The following is a 17274-nucleotide window of genomic DNA, read 5'->3' as shown; positions in this document are numbered from 1 at the left end:
CCGGCCCGGGCCGCCACGGTGCTGGCGAACGCCGCCCTGGTGTTCACCGACCCCGACGTGCCTGAGCCGGTGCTGGCCCTGATCGGCAAAGACCTGCCGCCGGTTTCCGGCCCGGCTCCGGCGGAGCCGGCCGCCTCCACCGGCGACGGCGGATCCGAGCCGACCAAGATGCAGCCGGCGGTGATCTCCGGTGGTCCCGACATTCGCCCGGCCCTGGGTGATCCCGCCGAGGTGGCCAAGACGCTGACCACCGAGGCCCGCACGGGGGTGGACGTGGTGCGCCTGGTGGCCGGCGACCCGCTGACGGTCGACGCGGTCATCACCGAGGTGAACGCCGTCGCGCGCAGCCACCTGCACATCGAGATCGTGCCGGGGCTGGCCCCCAGCGATGCCGTGCCGACGTATGCGGGGCTGCCGCTGGGCTCGTCGCACACCGTGGCCGACGTGCGCGACCCACAAGTGGATTGGGAGGCGCTGGCCGCCGCGCCCGGTCCGCTGATCCTGCAGGCAACGTCGTCGCATCTGGCCGACGCGGCACGCACCCTGATCGAGCACGAGCTCGCCGAGAACACCCCGTGCGTGGTGACCGCACACGGCACCACCTGCCAGCAGCGTTCGATCGAGACCACGCTGCACGGCCTGACCGACTCGGCGGTGCTGGGCGGCACCGACCCCGCCGGTCCACTGACCGGACCGCTGGTGGTGACCATCGGCAAGACGGTGGCCAGCCGGGCGAAGCTGAACTGGTGGGAGAGCCGCGCGCTGTACGGCTGGACCGTGCTGGTGCCGCGCACCAAGGACCAGGCCGGCGAGATGAGCGAACGCCTGACGTCCTACGGCGCGCTGCCCATCGAGGTGCCGACCATTGCCGTCGAGCCGCCGCGCAGCCCCGCTCAGATGGAAAGGGCCGTCAAGGGATTGGTCGACGGCCGCTTCCAGTGGGTGGTGTTCACCTCCACCAACGCGGTGCGCGCGGTGTGGGAGAAGTTCGGCGAGTTCGGTCTGGACGCGCGCGCGTTCTCCGGAGTGAAGATCGCGTGTGTGGGCGAATCGACCGCCGACCGGGTGCGCGCGTTCGGGATCAGCCCGGAGCTGGTGCCGGCCGGTGAGCAGTCCTCGCTGGGCCTGCTCGACGACTTCCCGCCCTACGACAGCATTTTCGACCCGGTCAACCGGGTCCTGCTGCCGCGTGCGGACATCGCCACCGAGACGCTGGCCGAGGGTCTGCGCGAACGTGGTTGGGAGATCGAGGATGTCACCGCCTACCGGACGGTGCGGGCCGCCCCGCCACCGGCGGAGACGCGAGAGATGATCAAGACCGGTGGCTTCGACGCCGTGTGCTTCACGTCCAGCTCCACGGTGCGCAACCTGGTCGGCATCGCCGGCAAGCCGCACGCCCGGACGATCATCGCCTGCATCGGTCCCAAAACCGCAGAGACCGCAGCCGAATTCGGTCTGCGGGTGGATGTCCAGCCCGAGACCGCCGCGGTTGGTCCGCTGGTCGACGCGCTGGCCGAACACGCCGCGCGGTTGCGCGCCGAGGGTGCGCTGCCGCCGCCGCGCAAAAAGAGCCGCAGGCGCTAGTGGCGATCGCAAGCGCGCTGGAGCGCGCGCAGCGGGTCGCCACTCAACGAGCATGAGTGCCTACCCGCGGCAGCGCCCGCGTCGGCTTCGCACCACCCCGGCTTTGCGCCGTCTGGTGGCGCAAACCTCCTTGGAGCCAAGGCATTTGGTGCTGCCGATGTTCGTCGCCGACGGCATCGACGAACCCCGGCCGATCACGTCCATGCCGGGCGTGGTACAGCACACCCGTGATTCGTTGCGCAGCGCGGCCGCCAGCGCGGTCGCCGCCAGGGTGGGCGGGTTGATGCTGTTCGGCGTGCCCCGTGACGAGGACAAGGATTCGATCGGTTCGGCCGGGACCGACGCCGACGGGATCCTCAACGTTGCGCTGCGAGACCTGGCCAAGGACCTCGGCGAGGCCACCGTGCTGATGGCCGACACCTGTTTGGATGAGTTCACCGACCACGGCCACTGCGGCGTCCTGGACGGCCGGGGCCGGGTCGACAACGACGCCACCGTGGCCCGGTACGTGGAACTCGCTGTGGCGCAAGCCGAATCGGGCGCTCAGGTGGTGGGGCCGAGCGGCATGATGGATGGACAGGTGGGCGCGATCCGCGACGGGTTGGACGCCGCGGGCTTCACCGACGTGGCGATCCTGGCCTACGCCGCCAAATTCGCCTCGGTGTTCTACGGCCCGTTTCGTGAGGCGGTCAGCTCGAGTCTGTCCGGCGACCGGCGCACCTATCAGCAGGAGGCGGGCAACGCCCGCGAGGCGCTGCGCGAGATCGCGCTCGATCTCGACGAGGGTGCCGACATCGTGATGATCAAACCGGCGATGAGTTATCTCGACGTGGTCGCGGCCGCGGCGGATGTCTCGCCCGTTCCCGTCGCCGCCTATCAGGTGTCGGGGGAGTACGCGATGATCTGCGCTGCCGCCGCGAACAATTGGATCGACGAGCGCGCCGCGGCGCTGGAGTCGCTGACCAGCATCCGGCGCGCCGGGGCCGATATCGTTCTCACCTATTGGGCCGCCGATGCGGCAGGGTGGCTTTCGTGAGATGGGGCTTGCGATGACGACCGGCGGCGACACCGCACCCAAGCCGTTGTTCTACGAACCCGGTGCGAGCTGGTGGTGGTTGGCGTGCGGCCCGCTCGCGGCGGTGGCGATGATCCTGATCGAAATCTGGAGCGGTGCCCCGGTGTCGCTGGTGGTCCCCGCGATCTTCCTGGTGCTCGTGTCGGCGTTCCTGGGGATACAGGTGAAGGCCGCCCGGATCCACGTCTCGGTCGAGCTCACCGAGGACGCGCTGCGCCAGGGCACCGAAACGATTCTGGTGCGCGAGATCGTCAAGGTGTATCCCGAGCCCGAAAATCACGAGGCCTCCGGGAAGGACCTGGCGCGCTGGCAGTCGGCCCGGGCCCTGGGCGAACTGGTCGGGGTGCCGCGCGGACGCGTCGGCATCGGCCTCAAGCTCACCAATGACCGCACCGCCCAGGCCTGGGCGCGTCGGCATCGTCAGCTGCGGGCCGCGCTGACCCCACTGGTGCAGGAGCGGGTGGAGCCGACCCGCTCCGATGCCGTCGACCGGGAGTGGGACGACGACACCGGGGCGGCGCAATGAACTCCCGCTATCGCGCGATCCTCGAGCTCGGCCTGGCCGGCGCCGCGTTCGTCTGCTCGGGGTTGTCCTGGTGGCACTCGCATCACACCGTGTCGGTGGCGCCGATCGCGGACGGTCAACCCTCCACCACGTCGGTGATCTATGACCCGCAGCTGCTGCTGCTCACGCTGGTGCTGTTGACCACAGCCGGGGTGCTGGCGGTCGTCGGAGGTGCCAGGCTGCGCCGGTTGCGCTCGCGCGCTAAGGCGTCTTCCTGACCAGCGGCAACGCCATCCGGCGGCGCAGCACGATGGCGTCGGCCCGATCCTGCAGCGCCTCGTGAACCGAGCGCATGATCGGGAAGCTGGCGTCATGACCGGTGTCATCTAGCGCCTGGGTCACCGCTGAGCTGGCGACGAGGGTCCAGTCCACCCCGGCGGCGCGACAATCGGCGTCAAACGCGTACAGCAGCGAGATGCCGGCCTCAGCAAATTCACTGACGTCCGCCACGTCGAGCACCACGGGGTTTTCTCCCAGCGTGAACCGCGCGATGTGGTCACTGAGGCGGTCGACATTTTCGTCGTCGATTTCGCCGCGAATGTGCACCACGGTCGCCAGGTGGCGGTAGTGCGCCCGGACTTGTGCGCCGTCGCAGTCAAATACGCAGTTGTCGTGGCCGGTCTGGTTGCCTGCGATCGTCATGCAGACCCCTCACTCTCCGTGGCGCTCGCGCGGTCTTCGGAGGGCGCCGCCACGCTCACCAAAGTGTGATTCAAACGTTAGGCCGCAAGCCTAAGGGGATCGGAAGCCGTGTCTAACGCTTTGCTAAGAAGCGAATGCGGCCCCATTGCGACCGAGGGCTGAGCAAACGCCCAGCGGGTCATCGGGCCCATGGATTACCCCGGAACCCGGTTTGCCACACCACAACCGTCCACCCGTGCCGACGATTGCGCTGCTAGGCTGCCAAGGCTGCCGGTTCTAGTCGGGGGGCTTGTGAAAAGGCGAGATTTCCCGCTCGGCCGAAGTAGCGCGAAACGGAACGGCCACGATTCGGACGGGAAGAGCAGCGTGCGGGGCGGAGAGATCAGGGGCGAGATCACGGCCCTGACGGGGCTCCGCATTGTCGCCGCGCTCTGGGTGGTGCTGTTCCACTTCCGGCCGATGCTCGGCGACGTCTCGTCCGATTTCCGCGACGCCCTTGCCCCGGTGCTCAACTGCGGCGCCCAGGGTGTCGACCTGTTCTTCATCCTCAGCGGGTTCGTGCTGACCTACAACTATCTCGACCGCATGGGCCGGTCCTGGTCGACCCGCGCGACCCTGCATTTCCTGTGGCTGCGGCTGGCCCGGGTATGGCCGGTGTATCTGGTCACCCTGCATCTGGCCGCCCTGTGGGTGATCTTCACCCTGCACGTCGGTCATGTGCCGTCGCCGGACGCGGCGTCGCTCACGGCGATCAGCTACGTGCGCCAAATCCTGTTGGTGCAGTTGTGGTTTGTGCCGTTCTTCGACGACTCGAGTTGGGATGGGCCGGCCTGGTCGATCAGCGCGGAATGGCTGGCTTACGTGCTCTTCGCCGTCATGGTGCTGGTCCTGTTGCGGATGAAACAGGCGACCAGGGCGCGCAGCTTGATGGTCCTGGCCTTCGCGGCGTCGCTGCCGCCGGTGCTGATGTTGCTCGCCAGTGGCCACTTCTACACCCCGTGGAGCTGGCTGCCCCGAATCGTCACCCAGTTCACCGCCGGCGCGCTGGCCTGCGCCGCGGTGCGCAGGCTGCGCCTGACCCATCGCGGCCGCCGCGTCGCCGGATACGTGTCCCTGCTGCTGCTGGCCGCCATGGTGGGCGTGCTGTATTGGTTTGGCGCGCACCCGATATCGGGAGTCGTGGAGAACGACAGCGGTGGCGTCGTCGACGTGTTGTTCGTTCCGCTGGTGATTTCGCTGGCGGTGGGGCTGGGCAGCCTGCCGCGGGTGCTGTCGACCCGAGTGATGGTGTACGGCGGCAAGATCTCGTTCTGCCTGTACATGGTGCACGAGCTGGTGCACACCTCCTGGGGATGGGCCGTGGAGCAATTCGAGCTGCCGACCCTGGATAACCCGTGGAAGTGGAACATCATCGGCCTGCTCGCGATCGCCCTGGGCGCCTCGGTGCTGCTGTATCACGGCGTCGAAGAGCCCGCCCGCCGCTGGATGCGCAAGATGGTCGATGTCAGGGTCGTCAACGCGAGAAGCGATCCCGGCGAGCCAAACAGTAAGCTGCATCCGATCGACCGTCCGCTGGAAGCGGTTTCGGCCCGCGCGGTGTGATGGCCGCCTCAGCGGCCGGCCGCGACTCACGGGGAATACTTGATGAGGACGCGGCGGCACCCGACGATGCCGTTGACAGTGGAGGTGAGAGTGAGTCGTCTGGCCACCTTTCTCATTGGGTTGAGTTTTCTGGCGGGCGTAGGCATCGCATACCCGGTGCAGGTGCGCACCTACGAGACACTGACGCTCGACTTCCGGCTGAATCATGTGGCGGTGGTAGGGGACTCGTATACCACCGGAACCGATGAGGGCGGTCTGGGTTCCAGATCCTGGACGTCGCGCGCCTTCCAGGTGCTCGGGTCACGCGGTTCGCGGATCTCGGGCAGCGTGGCGGCGGAAGGCAGGGCCGGTTATGGCACCCCCGGCGACCACGGCAGCATCTTCGAGGATCTGACGCCCAAGGCGGTGCAGCCCGACGACGCGCTGGTGGTGTTCTTCGGGTCCCGCAACGACCAAGGGGTCGATCCCGGGTATCTGACCGAAAAAACCCACGCCGCTTTGGATCTGGCGCGCCGGTTGGCGCCGGCGGCGCGGCTGCTGGTGATCGGACCGCCGTGGCCGACCGCCGACGTGCCGCCTTCGATGTTTGTGATCCGCGACATTCTCGGCGGCGCGGCTGGGGCGGCGGGGGCAACCTTCATCGACCCGATCGCCGAACACTGGTTCGTCGGCCGGCCCGACCTGATCGGTGCGGACGGCGTTCATCCGAACGACGCGGGGCACCAGTACATGGCGGACAAGATCGTTCCACTGATTCGCACCCAGCTGTCGACCTGACTCAGGCGTGGCGGGCGGCTTCCCGGGCCAGCTGAACCCGCGAGGACACCGCGAGTTTGGCGTACACGTGCGTCAGATGGGTCTGGACGGTGCGCGGAGAGATGAACAGCCGCGCCGCGACGTCTTTGTTGGGCAGTCCTTGGCTGACGAGCCGGATGACGTCGCGCTCGGTGGGAGTCAGGGACTCCCATCCGCTGGCCGGGCGTCCGCGTGCACCGCGGCCGCGCCGCGCGTAGCTGATGGCCTCCTGGGTGGATAGCGCCATGCCTTCGGACCATGCCGATTCAAATGCGCTGTCGCCCAGTGTTTCTCGTGCTTGCGTCACCGAGTCGTCGTAGGCGGCCTGAAACACCTGGAACCGTACCTCGCCATGGCGGCGGCGGATGCCCTCGGCCGCACCGAACAGCCGGGCGGCGTGCTCCGGGCTGGTGTCGGCGGCGAGGGCGGCGAGGCGTTCGAGGGCGCCGGGCAGCTGCAGGTAGCCGCCGGTGCGTTCGGCGGTTTCCAAAGCCTCGTACAGATCGCGTTCGGCCTGCTGCGGTTCGCCTTGCGCGACCGCGACTGCCGCCCGCGCGGTCAGCACCATCACCCGATGACTTCCCGGAACCACGGCGACGGCATCGTCGGCCCAGCGGCGAGCGGCCACGAGGTCACCACAGCCCAAGGCCGCATCGGTCATGGGCGCCAGGCTGCGCACAAACAGCTCCTTGAGCGGAGAGGTCGACTGCCAGGCCGCCTCACACGCATCCCTGGCCGCCGCGACGTCGCCGCTTGCCAACTCGGCGTTGGCCAGCGCCACGTACGCGGTGTCCTCATGGAAACCGCCCATGGCAGCACCGTTGTCCAAGGCTACTTGCGCCGCGGCGCGGCCCGCGGCGGCATCGCCAGTGAACGTCAGCGCCTGTGCCAGCGTCATGAGGCCGAATGTTTCCATCGCGAGATCCTGTGCGGCCCGGGCTTCTTCGACCAGCGCACGCGATACCCGTAGCGCCTGGGCGAACTTGCCCTGCATCGCTAACGCGCCGGTGAGAAACACCCGGCCGTAGCGCGACATGAAGCTGTCGCCCAACTGGTCCGCGAGGGCACGCCCTTCCTCGCCGGCGGCCTGCGAAGCGACGGGATCACCGCTGACGTTGCCGACGAAGCATTGATAGCAACGCACGTGGTAAAGCGCGGCGTCGTCACCCGCGGCGCGGGCCAGCTCAGCCGCCTCGGCGAAATACGGCTCCGCCAGCGCGGCTTCGTTCATCGCCAGTACGGCGCAGGCCAGCAGGATGCTCACCAACAGTGCGTGGTCGCCCACTTGACGGGCAGCGGCCAACGCTTCCTCTGCCCGCTGCGGGCTGGTCGGGACGGAGTGCCAGACCGCCAGCAGGTTGGCATCGGCCACCGCGTGTACCCAGATCTCCGGGGCGACAGCGTCATCGCTATAACGCTCGTCGGTGAAGACCGCGTCGAACCCGGCCACACCCTCCCGAAATCGCCCGCGCGTCACCCAAACTCGCTGCAGCGACGAGACGACCTGCAGCGCGAGCCCGAATTCGCCCGCGTCGCAACTCCACGCGTGTGCCGCCCGCAGGTTGTCCATTTCGAGTTCGGCCCACGGCACCAATGGCGTTCCGTCGCCGCGAATCTGCGATTCCAGCGTCACCGCGGTGGCGGTGTAGTGGTCGCGGTGCCGGGTCCGCACCACCTCGGCCTCGCCCGACTCGGCAAGTTTCTCCAGACCGTACTGGCGGACGGTCTCCAGCAGGCGGTAGCGCATGATGCCGTCGATTTCGTCGGTCACGACCAGTGACTTGTCGACGAGCAGCCCGAGCAGATCGATCAGCTGGAAGTGCTCGGCATCGGTGTCGGCGCCCACGGCGTGCGCGGCGTCCAGGTCGAAACCGCCCATGAACACCGCCAGCCGGCGGAACAGGACGCGTTCCGGTTCGGTGAGCATGGCGTGCGACCAGTCGATGGACGCGCGCAGCGTCTGCTGACGGCGAACCGCGGTGCGCGCACCTCCGGCGAGCAGGCGGAAGTTGTGATGCAAGCCGTCGACGATCTGGCTGAGCGACAGCGTGCGGGTCCGGGCCGCGGCGAGCTCTATCGCCAGCGGCATGCCGTCGAGGCGACGGCAGATCTCGGCAATCGCGGACGAATTAGCCTCGGAAAGAACGAAATCCGGACGGGTACGGCGGGCGCGGTCGACGAACAGTTCGACGGCCTCACCGTCCACCGACAGCGACGGCACCCGCCAGGTCAGCTCGCCCACGATGCCGATCGGCTCGCGGCTGGTCGCCAGCACGGTGACCTCGGGTCCCGCCTCCAGCAACGCCACCACCAGCGCCGCGCTGGCGTCCAGCAGGTGCTCGCAATTGTCCAGAATCAGCAACATCTTTCGGTTGGCGACGTAGCGGGACAGGGTCTCCATCGTGGAGCGGCCCGGCTGGTCGGGAAGACCCAACGTGCGTGCCACGGTGACGGGGACCACCAACGGATTGGTCACCGGGGCAAGGTCGATGAACCACGCCCCGCCGGAGAACCCGGCGCCGATCTGGTCGGCGACCTGCACCGCCAACCGAGTCTTGCCGACGCCGCCCGCCCCGGTCAGGGTCACCAACCGGTTTTCCTTCAAAATCTGTGCGATGTCGTCGATTTGGGCGCCGCGGCCGACGAAGCTGGTCAACTGGCTCGGAAGCCGGTTTCCCACAACGTCATTCGCTGTGCGCAGCGGCGGGAAGTCATTGCGCAAACCGGGGTGGCTGAGTTGGAAGACCCGTTCCGGTCGGGGTAGATCCCGCAGCGCGTGCTCGCCCAGGTCCGTCAGCCACGCATCGGCGGGCAACCGGTCGATCACCAACGGTTCGGTCGCGCCGGACAGCACGGTCTGGCCGCCGTGGGCGAGGTCGCGCAGGCGTGCGGTCCGGTTGATGGTGCTTCCCGCGTAGTTACCGGCGTCGCGCAGCTGAATCTCACCGGTGTGCAGCCCCAGGCGGATCCGGATCGGCGGCTGCACCGTTAGCTGAATCTGCAGCGCGCAGGCGACCGCGTCGCTGGCCCGCGCGAACGCCAGCACGAAACTGTCGCCCTCGCCCTGTTCGACCGGCCGCACGCCGCCGTAGCTGGCCACCAGCTCGTTGACCGTCCGGTTGAGCTGCTCGAGCGCGGTCGTCATGGTGTCGGACTGGGTTTCCCACAGCCGCGTCGAGCCTTCGACGTCGGCGAGCAGCAGCGTCACCGTTCCAGTGGGCAGCTCGCTCACGCTCTGCTCGCTCCAATTCAGCAGCGGCATGTCCGCCGGCGGATCAATCCTGATCATGTTAGCCAGCATGCGGGCGCCGCGCGGGGAAAACATCAGCACAATCGCGTACACCGCGGCCGCGACCATGCGGATCTACCGAGAATGGTCCTTTGCTAAGGGGCGAATCAGTCGTCGGCGTGCCGCTCGTAGTCCCAGCGCTCCAGGCGGTCCTGCACGTGCAGGAAGCCGATTCCGGCGAAGGGCGCGGCTAGTGCGATGCAGACCAGCAACAGCGGAGACATGACCCTAAGACCTCCAAAAACCCTTCACTGATCTGACGTCGGTCGACCATGAGAAGTTCATTGCCGTTCACCCGTTCGTCAGGGCGCGGTCCGCGAGCGCACCCATAAGCGGTGCCACCAACTGCGCGTACTCGGTTGTCACATGGTTGTCGTCGCGGAAGACCAGCGTGTTGCCGACGACGATCGGGCAGCGGTCAGGGGTGCAGAACATGTCGGTCAGGTCGGCGTAGTGGCCGCCGCTGCGGGCCGTCACCGCCTGCTCGGCGGCGATCCCGTCGCCGTCCACCGCCGCGGCCTTCGTTGGCGTGCAGGCGTTTACGTCGTCGAGGTGGGCGGACAGGCAGGTCGGCGCCGACGAATGCGGGTCGGGTGCGGGCCCGAGCACCAGGACGGTCGCGCCGGTGTCGCGCAGCTGCGCCACGGTGCGTCCGAGGGTGTCGATCCAGGCCGGGTCGTAGGAGGCGAAGCCGAAGTCCCCGCCGTAGCGCCGGCTCATGTCCAGCACGATCAGGCGCGGGTGTTCGGCCCTCATCCGGCTCATGATCTGGGTGCGCCACTGTTCGCATTCGGTGTACTCGCGGCCCAGGTACGGGCTCACGATGCGCAGGTCCTGCAGCGGGCAGGTCACCTTGGCCAGCGTCTCCAGCCGCCAGTGCCGTTGTTCGGCGAGCTGCTCGAACGCGGGATTCCACATGGCGGCGTGCGAGTCGCCGATCAGGGCGACGGTGGTCGGCGAGGCGGTGTCGCCGGTCGCGCACTCGCTTTGTCCGACGTCGCGCCAGGAGCGCACGCAACCGTTGACGAACACCGCGGCCTTGTCGGCGGGCGCCTTGGCCAGCGGCGGGTCCAGGTTCGACGGGACGGCTCGCAGGCCGACGGCCGCGGCGAGCGCCGCGCGGGCCTGGTCGAACGCCTGACGAACCGCCGCTTCCTGCGCGCTGACGGCGGGGACGCTGGACGGGGGCGTCGCAATGATGTTGGCGCGGGGAGCGGCGACCCCGTGCCCCACCGGTGCCGGTATCACGTTGAGCAGCAGCATGCATGCGCACGCGGTGGCGGCACTCGCGCCGCCCGCCACCACCAGGCTGACTTTCGCCGAGCGGCGCAGCGCGGCGGCGAAGCGGCCGGGATTCTCGACCAAATGAAGGGTGATGACGGCGAGCCCGGCCGACACGGCCGTCGCGCTCAGCCGGGCCGGCAGCCCCGCGGGCTCACCGAGCAGCGCCGGCATCAGCAGCAGCACCGGCCAGTGCCACAGGTACCAGGAGTAGGAGATCCGGCCGATCGCGCGCATCGCCGGGCGGCATAGCAGGCGGCCGGGCCCGAGCCCCCCGGTGACGGCGCCGCCGCCGATGATCAGCGCGGTGCCCAGCACCGGCAGCAGCGCCTCGGTGCCGGGATAAGGCGTGTGGGAGTTGAGTTGGGTGCAGGTCAGCAGGATCAACGCCAGACCGCCCCACCCGACGATCGACGCCGTTCGCAGCGACAGCCGGCGCCACTGCTGGATCGACAGGGCCACCAGGCCGCCGGCCGCCAGCTCCCAGGCGCGGGTGGGCAGCGAGAAGAACGCCCACGACGGCGAGGTGCGGGTCCACACCGCGCCTGCGGTCAACGACGCCGCGGCCACCGTCGCGAGGATCACCGCGTACGGTGTCGCGCGCGTCGCGTCACCGCGCAGCCGCGGGATGCGCCGCAGCAACCAGGCCGTGGCGATGATGAGCAGCGGCCACACCAGGTAGAACTGCTCCTCCACCCCCAGCGACCAGTAGTGCTGAAACGGTGACGGCGCGTCGGTGGTCAGGTAGTCGGTGCCGCGCAGCGCGAACCGGTAGTTGCCGACGTACAGGGCGCTGGCGATGCCGTCGAGGAACACGCTGCGCGCCTGCAGCGGCGGCAGCACCGCGGCGGCACCGATCGCCGTGATGGTGCCGACGATGGCCGCGGCCGGCAGCAGCCGTCGGGCGCGCGCACCGTAAAACCGGCCCAGCGCAACGGTATTCGTGGTGCTCGCCTCGCGAAACAGCAGCCCGGTGATGAGGAACCCGGAGATGACGAAGAAGACGTCCACACCGATGTAGCCGCCGGTGATTCCGGGGATGCCGGCGTGGTAGAGCACGACGGCGATCACCGCGACGGCGCGCAGTCCCTCGATGTCGGGCCGGAATCCCCTTCGGGCGGTCCGCCGCTCCACCTGTTGTGGGCTGCTGGCGACCGATTGCTCCCGAAGTGTCATCTGCGTGGGCTAGGTCGCCATCCAAGCCAGCTCGCCGGGCAGTTGGCTTCGCCAGTAGGCGATGTCATGGCCGCCCAGCGAGAAGCTGCCCGCCGGTTGGGTTTTCAACTGGTAGACGAATTGCTTTGTGGCGAAGTAGAAGCGGTCGAAGTTGCCGCAGTCCACGCGCAGCGGAATCGAATTCAGTGCCGGCAGGCCGAGCACGCTGTTCTGCACGAAGTCGTCGTTGCTGTCGAACGCCCCGGGGGCGCTGGTCGCATAGGAGGTGTACAGCGCCGGGCTGATTGCGCAGATGCCGGCGGTGCGCGACGGGCCGAGCTTGGCGCCCAGGCGAAGCGCCCCGTAGCCACCCATTGACCACCCCATGAAGCCGACCCGGGAGGTGTCGAAACCCATCGTCGAGAGCATCGGCAGCAGCTCGTCGAGCACCATGGCGCCGGAGTCCTCACCGGAAGTCCTTTTATGCCAATAGGTGTTGCCGCCGTCGACGCCGACCACCGCGAACGGCGGCTTGCCCTCCTTGACCAGCTGGGCCAGCCCGTCCGGGACGCCCATGTCGAGCATCTGGTTCGCATCCCCGTCCACGCCGTGCAGGGCGATCACCGGGCGCAGCATCCCGGTCTGCCCCGGCGGCACCGCGATCACGTAATTGGTCTTGATGCCCCCACGGGCCGCCGAGACGAACGAACCGGTCAGCTTGGTCGGTAGGGTCTTGCCCGCCGTCGGCGGCTCGAACGGCGCGGGAGCCTGCGGCAACGTCGCGGCGTGCGACGTTCCGGGAGCCAGCAGGGAGCTGAATGCGAGCACGCCGGCGGCTCCGAGGGTGCCACCGGCGCCCATCCGGAGCACCGCTCGGCGTGTGAGGTCAGGCATGATCGCAATAATGCCGCGCTGACCGGGGATTACCCGCCGAGCCACGCCGTATTGGAAGCATTGTGTGACCCGGTGTGACCATTCGGTCACGCAGCGGTGATCTTTTCCCGCGTCGGGCAGTCACCGGCCAGGGCGATGGTGGCGCCGGGTTGCGGCATCGCGCGGAAGATCGTAGTCATCGTAGCGCCGTTATCGCCGGATGCCGCCGCCCGAATCATTGCGATCGTATTGCCTTCCGGGACAGCGCAGATGCGGTGCGCGGGTGCCGCCCGTCCGGCGCCCGGACGTCCCCGCTCGGCGCTCGCCGCCGCGGGTTGCCGTGGTGGCGGCGGCGCCCGGACGGGGATGCAATCTCGCAGGTTTCAACCCTCGCCCCTCGGCGGTGACTTCAGCAGGATGGACGGTTGCTGCACAGGGCCCACAGCGGAGCGAAAGAGGATTGTGAATTGAGTCTCGCGTTTCATTGGTTTCTGCCGACCTACGGCGATTCGCGGAATCTGGTCGCGGGCGGGCACGGCACGCCGATGTCGGGCAATCGGCCCGCGACACTGAAGTACCTGCACCAGATTTGTACGGCCGCCGAAGACAACGGTTTCGAGGCGGTCCTCACGCCGACGGGATTGTGGTGTGAGGACGCGTGGTTGACGACGGCGATGCTGGTCGAATCGACCGAGACCCTGAAGTTCCTGGTCGCGTTCCGTCCCGGCATGCTCAGTCCCACCCTGGCCGCCCAGATGGCCGGGACGTTCCAGCGGCACTCGGACGGACGGCTGCTGCTCAATGTCGTCACCGGCGGTGAACCGCACGAGCAGCGCGCCTATGGCGACTTCCTGGACAAGGAGGCGCGGTATGCCCGCACCGCCGAGTTCTTGCACGTGGTGCGGCAGCTGTGGACCTCGAACGAGCCGGTGACCTTCGCCGGGGAGCACATTCAGGTCGAGGGTGCCCAACTTAACAACCCGCCCGACCCGATACCGGCGGTGTTCTTCGGTGGATCGTCGGCATCGGCCGGACCGGTGGCGGCCAAGCACACCGACGTGTACCTCACCTGGGGCGAACCGCTGACCGCGGTCGCCAAGAAGCTGGACTGGATCCGCGGGCTGGCCGTCGACGCCGGCCGAATCCTGCAGTACGGCTTGCGGATTCACGTGATCAGCCGTGATACCTCCGCCGAGGCCTGGGCGGAGGCCGATCGGTTGCTGTCCGCGATCGATCCCGCCGACATCGAGCGGGTGCAGAGCAGCCTGGCGCGCAGCGAATCCGAGGGCCAGCGCCGCATGCTGGACCTGCACGGCGGCGACAGCAGCAAGTTGCTGGTCGCGCCCAACCTGTGGGCCGGGGTGGGCCTGGTCCGCGGGGGAGCGGGCACCGCGCTGGTCGGCTCGCACGCCGAGGTCGCCGAGCGGCTGGCCGAATACGCCAAACTGGGCATCTCCCACTTCATCTTGTCGGGATATCCGCATCTGGAAGAGGCCTACTGGTTCGGCGAGGGCGTGCTGCCGATCCTGGAGCGGATGGGGTTGTGGCGCCACCCCAACCGCCAGTCCCATCCGGCCGCGGGTACGCCGTTCGCGGTCGCCTCGGCGCACTAAGGGGTCATGGCAGCCACCCTGCCCGCGTCCGCACCCGCCGGCCGGGCTCCCGACACGGTAGACGAATCCGCCGCGCAGCGGCGCCGGCGGCTGCGCATCGTGGTCGCGGCGAGCCTGCTGGGCACCACGGTCGAGTGGTACGACTTCTTCCTGTACGCCACCGCGGCGGGCCTGGTGTTCAACAAGGTGTTCTTTCCCAACGAGAGTTCCTTGGTGGGAACGCTTTTGGCGTTCGCGACCTTCGCCGTCGGGTTCGTCATGCGGCCCATCGGCGGGCTGGTGTTCGGCCACATCGGCGATCGCATCGGCCGCAAGCGCAGCCTGGCGTTGACCATGCTGATCATGGGCGGCGCGACGGCACTGATCGGGGCATTGCCCACGGCCGCCCAGATCGGCGCGTGGGCGCCGGTGCTGCTGCTGGCACTGCGGGTGCTGCAGGGTTTCGCACTCGGCGGTGAGTGGGGCGGGGCCGTGCTGCTGGCCGTCGAACACAGCCCCGGCGACCGGCGCGGCCGCTACGGCGCGATCCCGCAGGTGGGGCTGGCCCTGGGTCTGGCCCTGGGCACCGGCGTGTTCGCCTTCCTGCAGGTCGCCTTGGGCCAGACGCGGTTTCTGTCCTACGGCTGGCGCATCGGCTTCCTGCTGAGCGTGCTGCTGGTTTCGATCGGCGTGGTGGTGCGGCTGCGAGTCGAAGAGACCCCGGCCTTTCGTGAGCTGGGCGAGCTCGAGGCCGCGTCGACCGCGCCCATCCGCGACATCGTCCGCGAACCCCGGTCCCGGCGAAACACCTTGCTGGGGCTGCTGTCTCGCTGGGCGGAAGGTTCGGCCTTCAACACCTGGGGCGTTTTTGCGATCAGTTACGCCACCGGCGCCCTGGGCTTCAACAAGGTCTCGGTGCTGGTGGTGGTGACCATCGCCGCCCTGCTGATGGCGGTGCTGCTGCCCGTCTCGGGCGCGTTGACCGACCGGTACGGTGCCCGACGGGTGTACCTGGTCGGGGTGGCCCTCTACGGTCTGGCGGCCTTTCCGGCGTTCGCCTTGTTCGGCACCAGGAACCTGGTCTGGTTCGGGCTGGCGATGGTCCTCGTGTTCGGTGTCGTGCACGCGCTGTTCTACGGCGCCCAGGGCACCTTGTATTCGTCGCTGTATCCAACCGGCACCCGCTACACCGGTTTGTCGTTCGTCTACCAGTTCTCGGGCGTGTACGCGTCCGGGGTGACGCCGATGATTCTCACCTCGCTCATCGCGGCCGTCGGTGGCGCGCCATGGCTGGCCTGCGGGTATCTGGTTGCCACCGCGGTGATCAGCGTGATCGCCACGGCCCTGATCCGCGATCGCGACCTGTACCTGTAAGTCGTTGTTGCTGCGGGCCGCAAAGCCCGCTAGCGTCCGGGCATGGCCAGCAATCCGCAACTGCGCCAAGGGCTGTCGCAGCGGCAGCTCAGCATGATCGCGCTCGGCGGCGTGATCGGCGCCGGCCTGTTCGTCGGGTCCGGGGTGGTGATCAAAAACACCGGTCCTGCCGCGTTTCTCACCTACGCGCTTTGCGGTGTGCTCATCGTGTTGGTGATGCGGATGCTCGGTGAGATGGCGGCCGCGAACCCCTCGACCGGATCGTTCGCCGACTACGCGGCCAAGGCCCTGGGCGGCTGGGCGGGCTTCTCGGTCGCGTGGCTGTATTGGTACTTCTGGGTGATCGTGGTGGGTTTCGAGGCGGTCGCCGGCGGCAAGGTGCTCAACTACTGGTTCCACGCACCGCTATGGCTGCTGTCGCTGTGCCTGATGGTGTTGATGACGGCGACCAACCTGTTCTCGGTGTCGTCGTTCGGTGAATTCGAATTCTGGTTCGCCGGAATCAAAGTCGCGACCATCGTGATCTTCCTCGTGGTGGGAACGGTGTATGTCGCAGGACTGGTGCCGGGCCATCACGGTGGTCTGGCCAATCTGGGATCGCACGGCGGGTTCTTTCCCCACGGCGTGGGTGCGGTGTTCGCCGCCATCGTGGTGGTGATCTTCTCCATGGTGGGCGCCGAGATCGTCACCGTCGCCGCCGCGGAAAGCCGCGACCCCGAGCTCGCGGTGCAAAAGGCGACCCGCTCGGTGGTGGCCCGCATCGGGATCTTCTTCGTCGGTTCGGTCTTCCTGCTCGTGGTGCTGTTGCCCTGGGACTCCGTGGAACTCGGCGCCTCTCCGTACGTGGCCGCGCTCAAACACATGGGGTTAAGCGGCGCCGATCAGGTGATGAACGCGGTGGTGCTGACCGCGGTGCTGTCCTGCCTGAACTCCGGTCTCTACACCGCGTCGCGCATGTTGTTCGTGCTCGCCGAGCGGGGCGAGGCGCCGACGCGGTTGGTCAGGCTGAGCGGACGCGGCGTCCCCCACATGGCGATCCTGTGCTCGTCGGCGGTCGGATTCGGATGCGTGATCATGGCGCGGGTCGCGCCCAACACGGTGTTTTTGTTCCTGCTCAACTCGTCGGGCGCCATCATCCTGTTCGTCTACTGGCTGATCGCGTGCTCGCAGATCATCCTGCGCCGCCGCACACCCGCCGAGAAGCTGACGGTGAAAATGTGGTGCTACCCGGTGCTGTCAATTCTCACGCTGGCCGCAATCACCGTCGTGCTGGTGCAAATGGCGTTCGACCGCACGGCGCGCAGCCAGCTCTGGCTGAGCCTGCTGTCCTGGGCGGTGGTGATCGGGCTGTATTTCCTCGCCCGCTCCCGCGGCCGCATCCGGGTGTCTTCGGGGGAGTAGGTCTTTCTCGAAAGCGCTAGCACATGCGCTATCGAATTCCGGAGTC

Annotated in this window: 13 protein-coding genes; 9 read left to right on the top strand and 4 right to left on the bottom strand. The window is 68.3% G+C overall.

Annotated elements, in window-relative coordinates; all coding sequences use genetic code 11:
- The 4 genes from A9W96_RS19035 to A9W96_RS19020 all read left to right on the top strand — a co-directional run.
- Positions 1-1584, top strand: a 1584-nt coding sequence (locus tag A9W96_RS19035) for a uroporphyrinogen-III synthase (protein WP_082972480.1), incomplete at its 5' end; no start/stop codon positions are given.
- A gap of 52 nt (positions 1585-1636) precedes the next feature.
- A complete protein-coding gene (hemB, locus tag A9W96_RS19030) occupies positions 1637-2620 on the top strand; it encodes a porphobilinogen synthase (protein WP_082972476.1) in 984 nt (327 codons plus the stop codon).
- A 13-nt stretch (positions 2621-2633) separates the two neighbouring features.
- Positions 2634-3185: a DUF3093 family protein gene (locus A9W96_RS19025; protein ID WP_066868617.1), complete on the top strand. Its 552-nt coding sequence runs from the start codon at positions 2634-2636 to the stop codon at positions 3183-3185.
- Positions 3182-3442 (top strand): hypothetical protein, encoded by a 261-nt coding sequence (locus A9W96_RS19020; RefSeq protein WP_066881510.1) that lies wholly within the window; start codon positions 3182-3184, stop codon positions 3440-3442. The genes A9W96_RS19025 and A9W96_RS19020 overlap by 4 nt, the downstream gene beginning before the upstream one ends.
- On the opposite strand, the gene A9W96_RS19015 is transcribed toward A9W96_RS19020, so the two are convergent.
- Positions 3426-3866, bottom strand: coding sequence for an STAS domain-containing protein (locus tag A9W96_RS19015; protein ID WP_066881512.1), 441 nt, complete (start codon positions 3864-3866; stop codon positions 3426-3428). The two genes, A9W96_RS19020 and A9W96_RS19015, sit on opposite strands and share 17 nt — an antisense overlap.
- A gap of 366 nt (positions 3867-4232) precedes the next feature.
- On the opposite strand from A9W96_RS19015, the gene A9W96_RS19010 reads away from it, so the two are divergent.
- Both A9W96_RS19010 and A9W96_RS19005 read left to right on the top strand, forming a co-directional pair.
- On the top strand, positions 4233-5468 hold the full coding sequence (locus A9W96_RS19010) for an acyltransferase (protein WP_067142060.1): 1236 nt from the start codon (positions 4233-4235) through the stop codon (positions 5466-5468).
- A gap of 90 nt (positions 5469-5558) precedes the next feature.
- Entirely contained in the window at positions 5559-6245 is a 687-nt protein-coding gene (locus A9W96_RS19005) for a GDSL lipase (protein WP_066868600.1), read from the top strand.
- A gap of 1 nt (position 6246) precedes the next feature.
- Here A9W96_RS19005 and A9W96_RS19000 read toward each other — a convergent pair whose 3' ends face one another.
- The 3 genes from A9W96_RS19000 to A9W96_RS18990 form a co-directional block, all read right to left on the bottom strand.
- Positions 6247-9564, bottom strand: coding sequence for a LuxR C-terminal-related transcriptional regulator (locus A9W96_RS19000; protein ID WP_067142073.1), 3318 nt, complete (start codon positions 9562-9564; stop codon positions 6247-6249).
- 279 nt (positions 9565-9843) lie between these two features.
- Positions 9844-11967, bottom strand: a complete 2124-nt coding sequence (locus A9W96_RS18995; protein WP_082972474.1) for an acyltransferase family protein — start codon at positions 11965-11967, stop codon at positions 9844-9846.
- Positions 11968-12018: 51 nt separating this feature from the next.
- Positions 12019-12882, bottom strand: a complete 864-nt coding sequence (locus A9W96_RS18990; protein WP_197499568.1) for an esterase family protein — start codon at positions 12880-12882, stop codon at positions 12019-12021.
- Between the two features lie 446 nt (positions 12883-13328).
- Between A9W96_RS18990 and A9W96_RS18985 the strand changes: the two genes are divergently transcribed.
- Genes A9W96_RS18985 through A9W96_RS18975 form a run of 3 tightly spaced genes read left to right on the top strand, consistent with a single transcriptional unit; the run spans position 13329 to position 17228 of the window.
- A complete protein-coding gene (locus A9W96_RS18985) occupies positions 13329-14474 on the top strand; it encodes an LLM class flavin-dependent oxidoreductase (RefSeq protein WP_066868594.1) in 1146 nt (381 codons plus the stop codon).
- 6 nt (positions 14475-14480) lie between these two features.
- The gene (locus tag A9W96_RS18980; RefSeq protein ID WP_067142054.1) at positions 14481-15827 is read left to right on the top strand and encodes an MFS transporter; all 1347 of its coding nucleotides are present in this window, start codon (positions 14481-14483) and stop codon (positions 15825-15827) included.
- Positions 15828-15869: 42 nt separating this feature from the next.
- Positions 15870-17228: an amino acid permease gene (locus A9W96_RS18975; protein WP_067142052.1), complete on the top strand. Its 1359-nt coding sequence runs from the start codon at positions 15870-15872 to the stop codon at positions 17226-17228.
- Positions 17229-17274 lie beyond the last annotated feature (46 nt).

It is taken from the genome of Mycobacterium sp. 1245852.3 (assembly GCF_001669335.1).
Lineage (GTDB): Bacteria > Actinomycetota > Actinomycetes > Mycobacteriales > Mycobacteriaceae > Mycobacterium > Mycobacterium europaeum_A.
The sequence above is the reverse complement of the archived record's forward strand: the minus strand, read 5'-3'. Positions and strand labels throughout refer to the sequence as shown.

Bases quoted from the DNA above. Each gene is read 5' to 3' on its own strand.
- hemB (WP_082972476.1), top strand. From the start codon at position 1,637: ATGAGTGCCTACCCGCGGCAGCGCCCGCGTCGGCTTCGCACCACCCCG.
- A9W96_RS19025 (WP_066868617.1), top strand. From the start codon at position 2,634: ATGACGACCGGCGGCGACACCGCACCCAAGCCGTTGTTCTACGAACCC.
- A9W96_RS19020 (WP_066881510.1), top strand. From the start codon at position 3,182: ATGAACTCCCGCTATCGCGCGATCCTCGAGCTCGGCCTGGCCGGCGCC.
- A9W96_RS19015 (WP_066881512.1), bottom strand. From the start codon at position 3,866: ATGACGATCGCAGGCAACCAGACCGGCCACGACAACTGCGTATTTGAC.
- A9W96_RS19000 (WP_067142073.1), bottom strand. From the start codon at position 9,564: ATGCTGGCTAACATGATCAGGATTGATCCGCCGGCGGACATGCCGCTG.
- A9W96_RS18990 (WP_197499568.1), bottom strand. From the start codon at position 12,882: ATGCCTGACCTCACACGCCGAGCGGTGCTCCGGATGGGCGCCGGTGGC.
- A9W96_RS18980 (WP_067142054.1), top strand. From the start codon at position 14,481: ATGGCAGCCACCCTGCCCGCGTCCGCACCCGCCGGCCGGGCTCCCGAC.
- A9W96_RS18975 (WP_067142052.1), top strand. From the start codon at position 15,870: ATGGCCAGCAATCCGCAACTGCGCCAAGGGCTGTCGCAGCGGCAGCTC.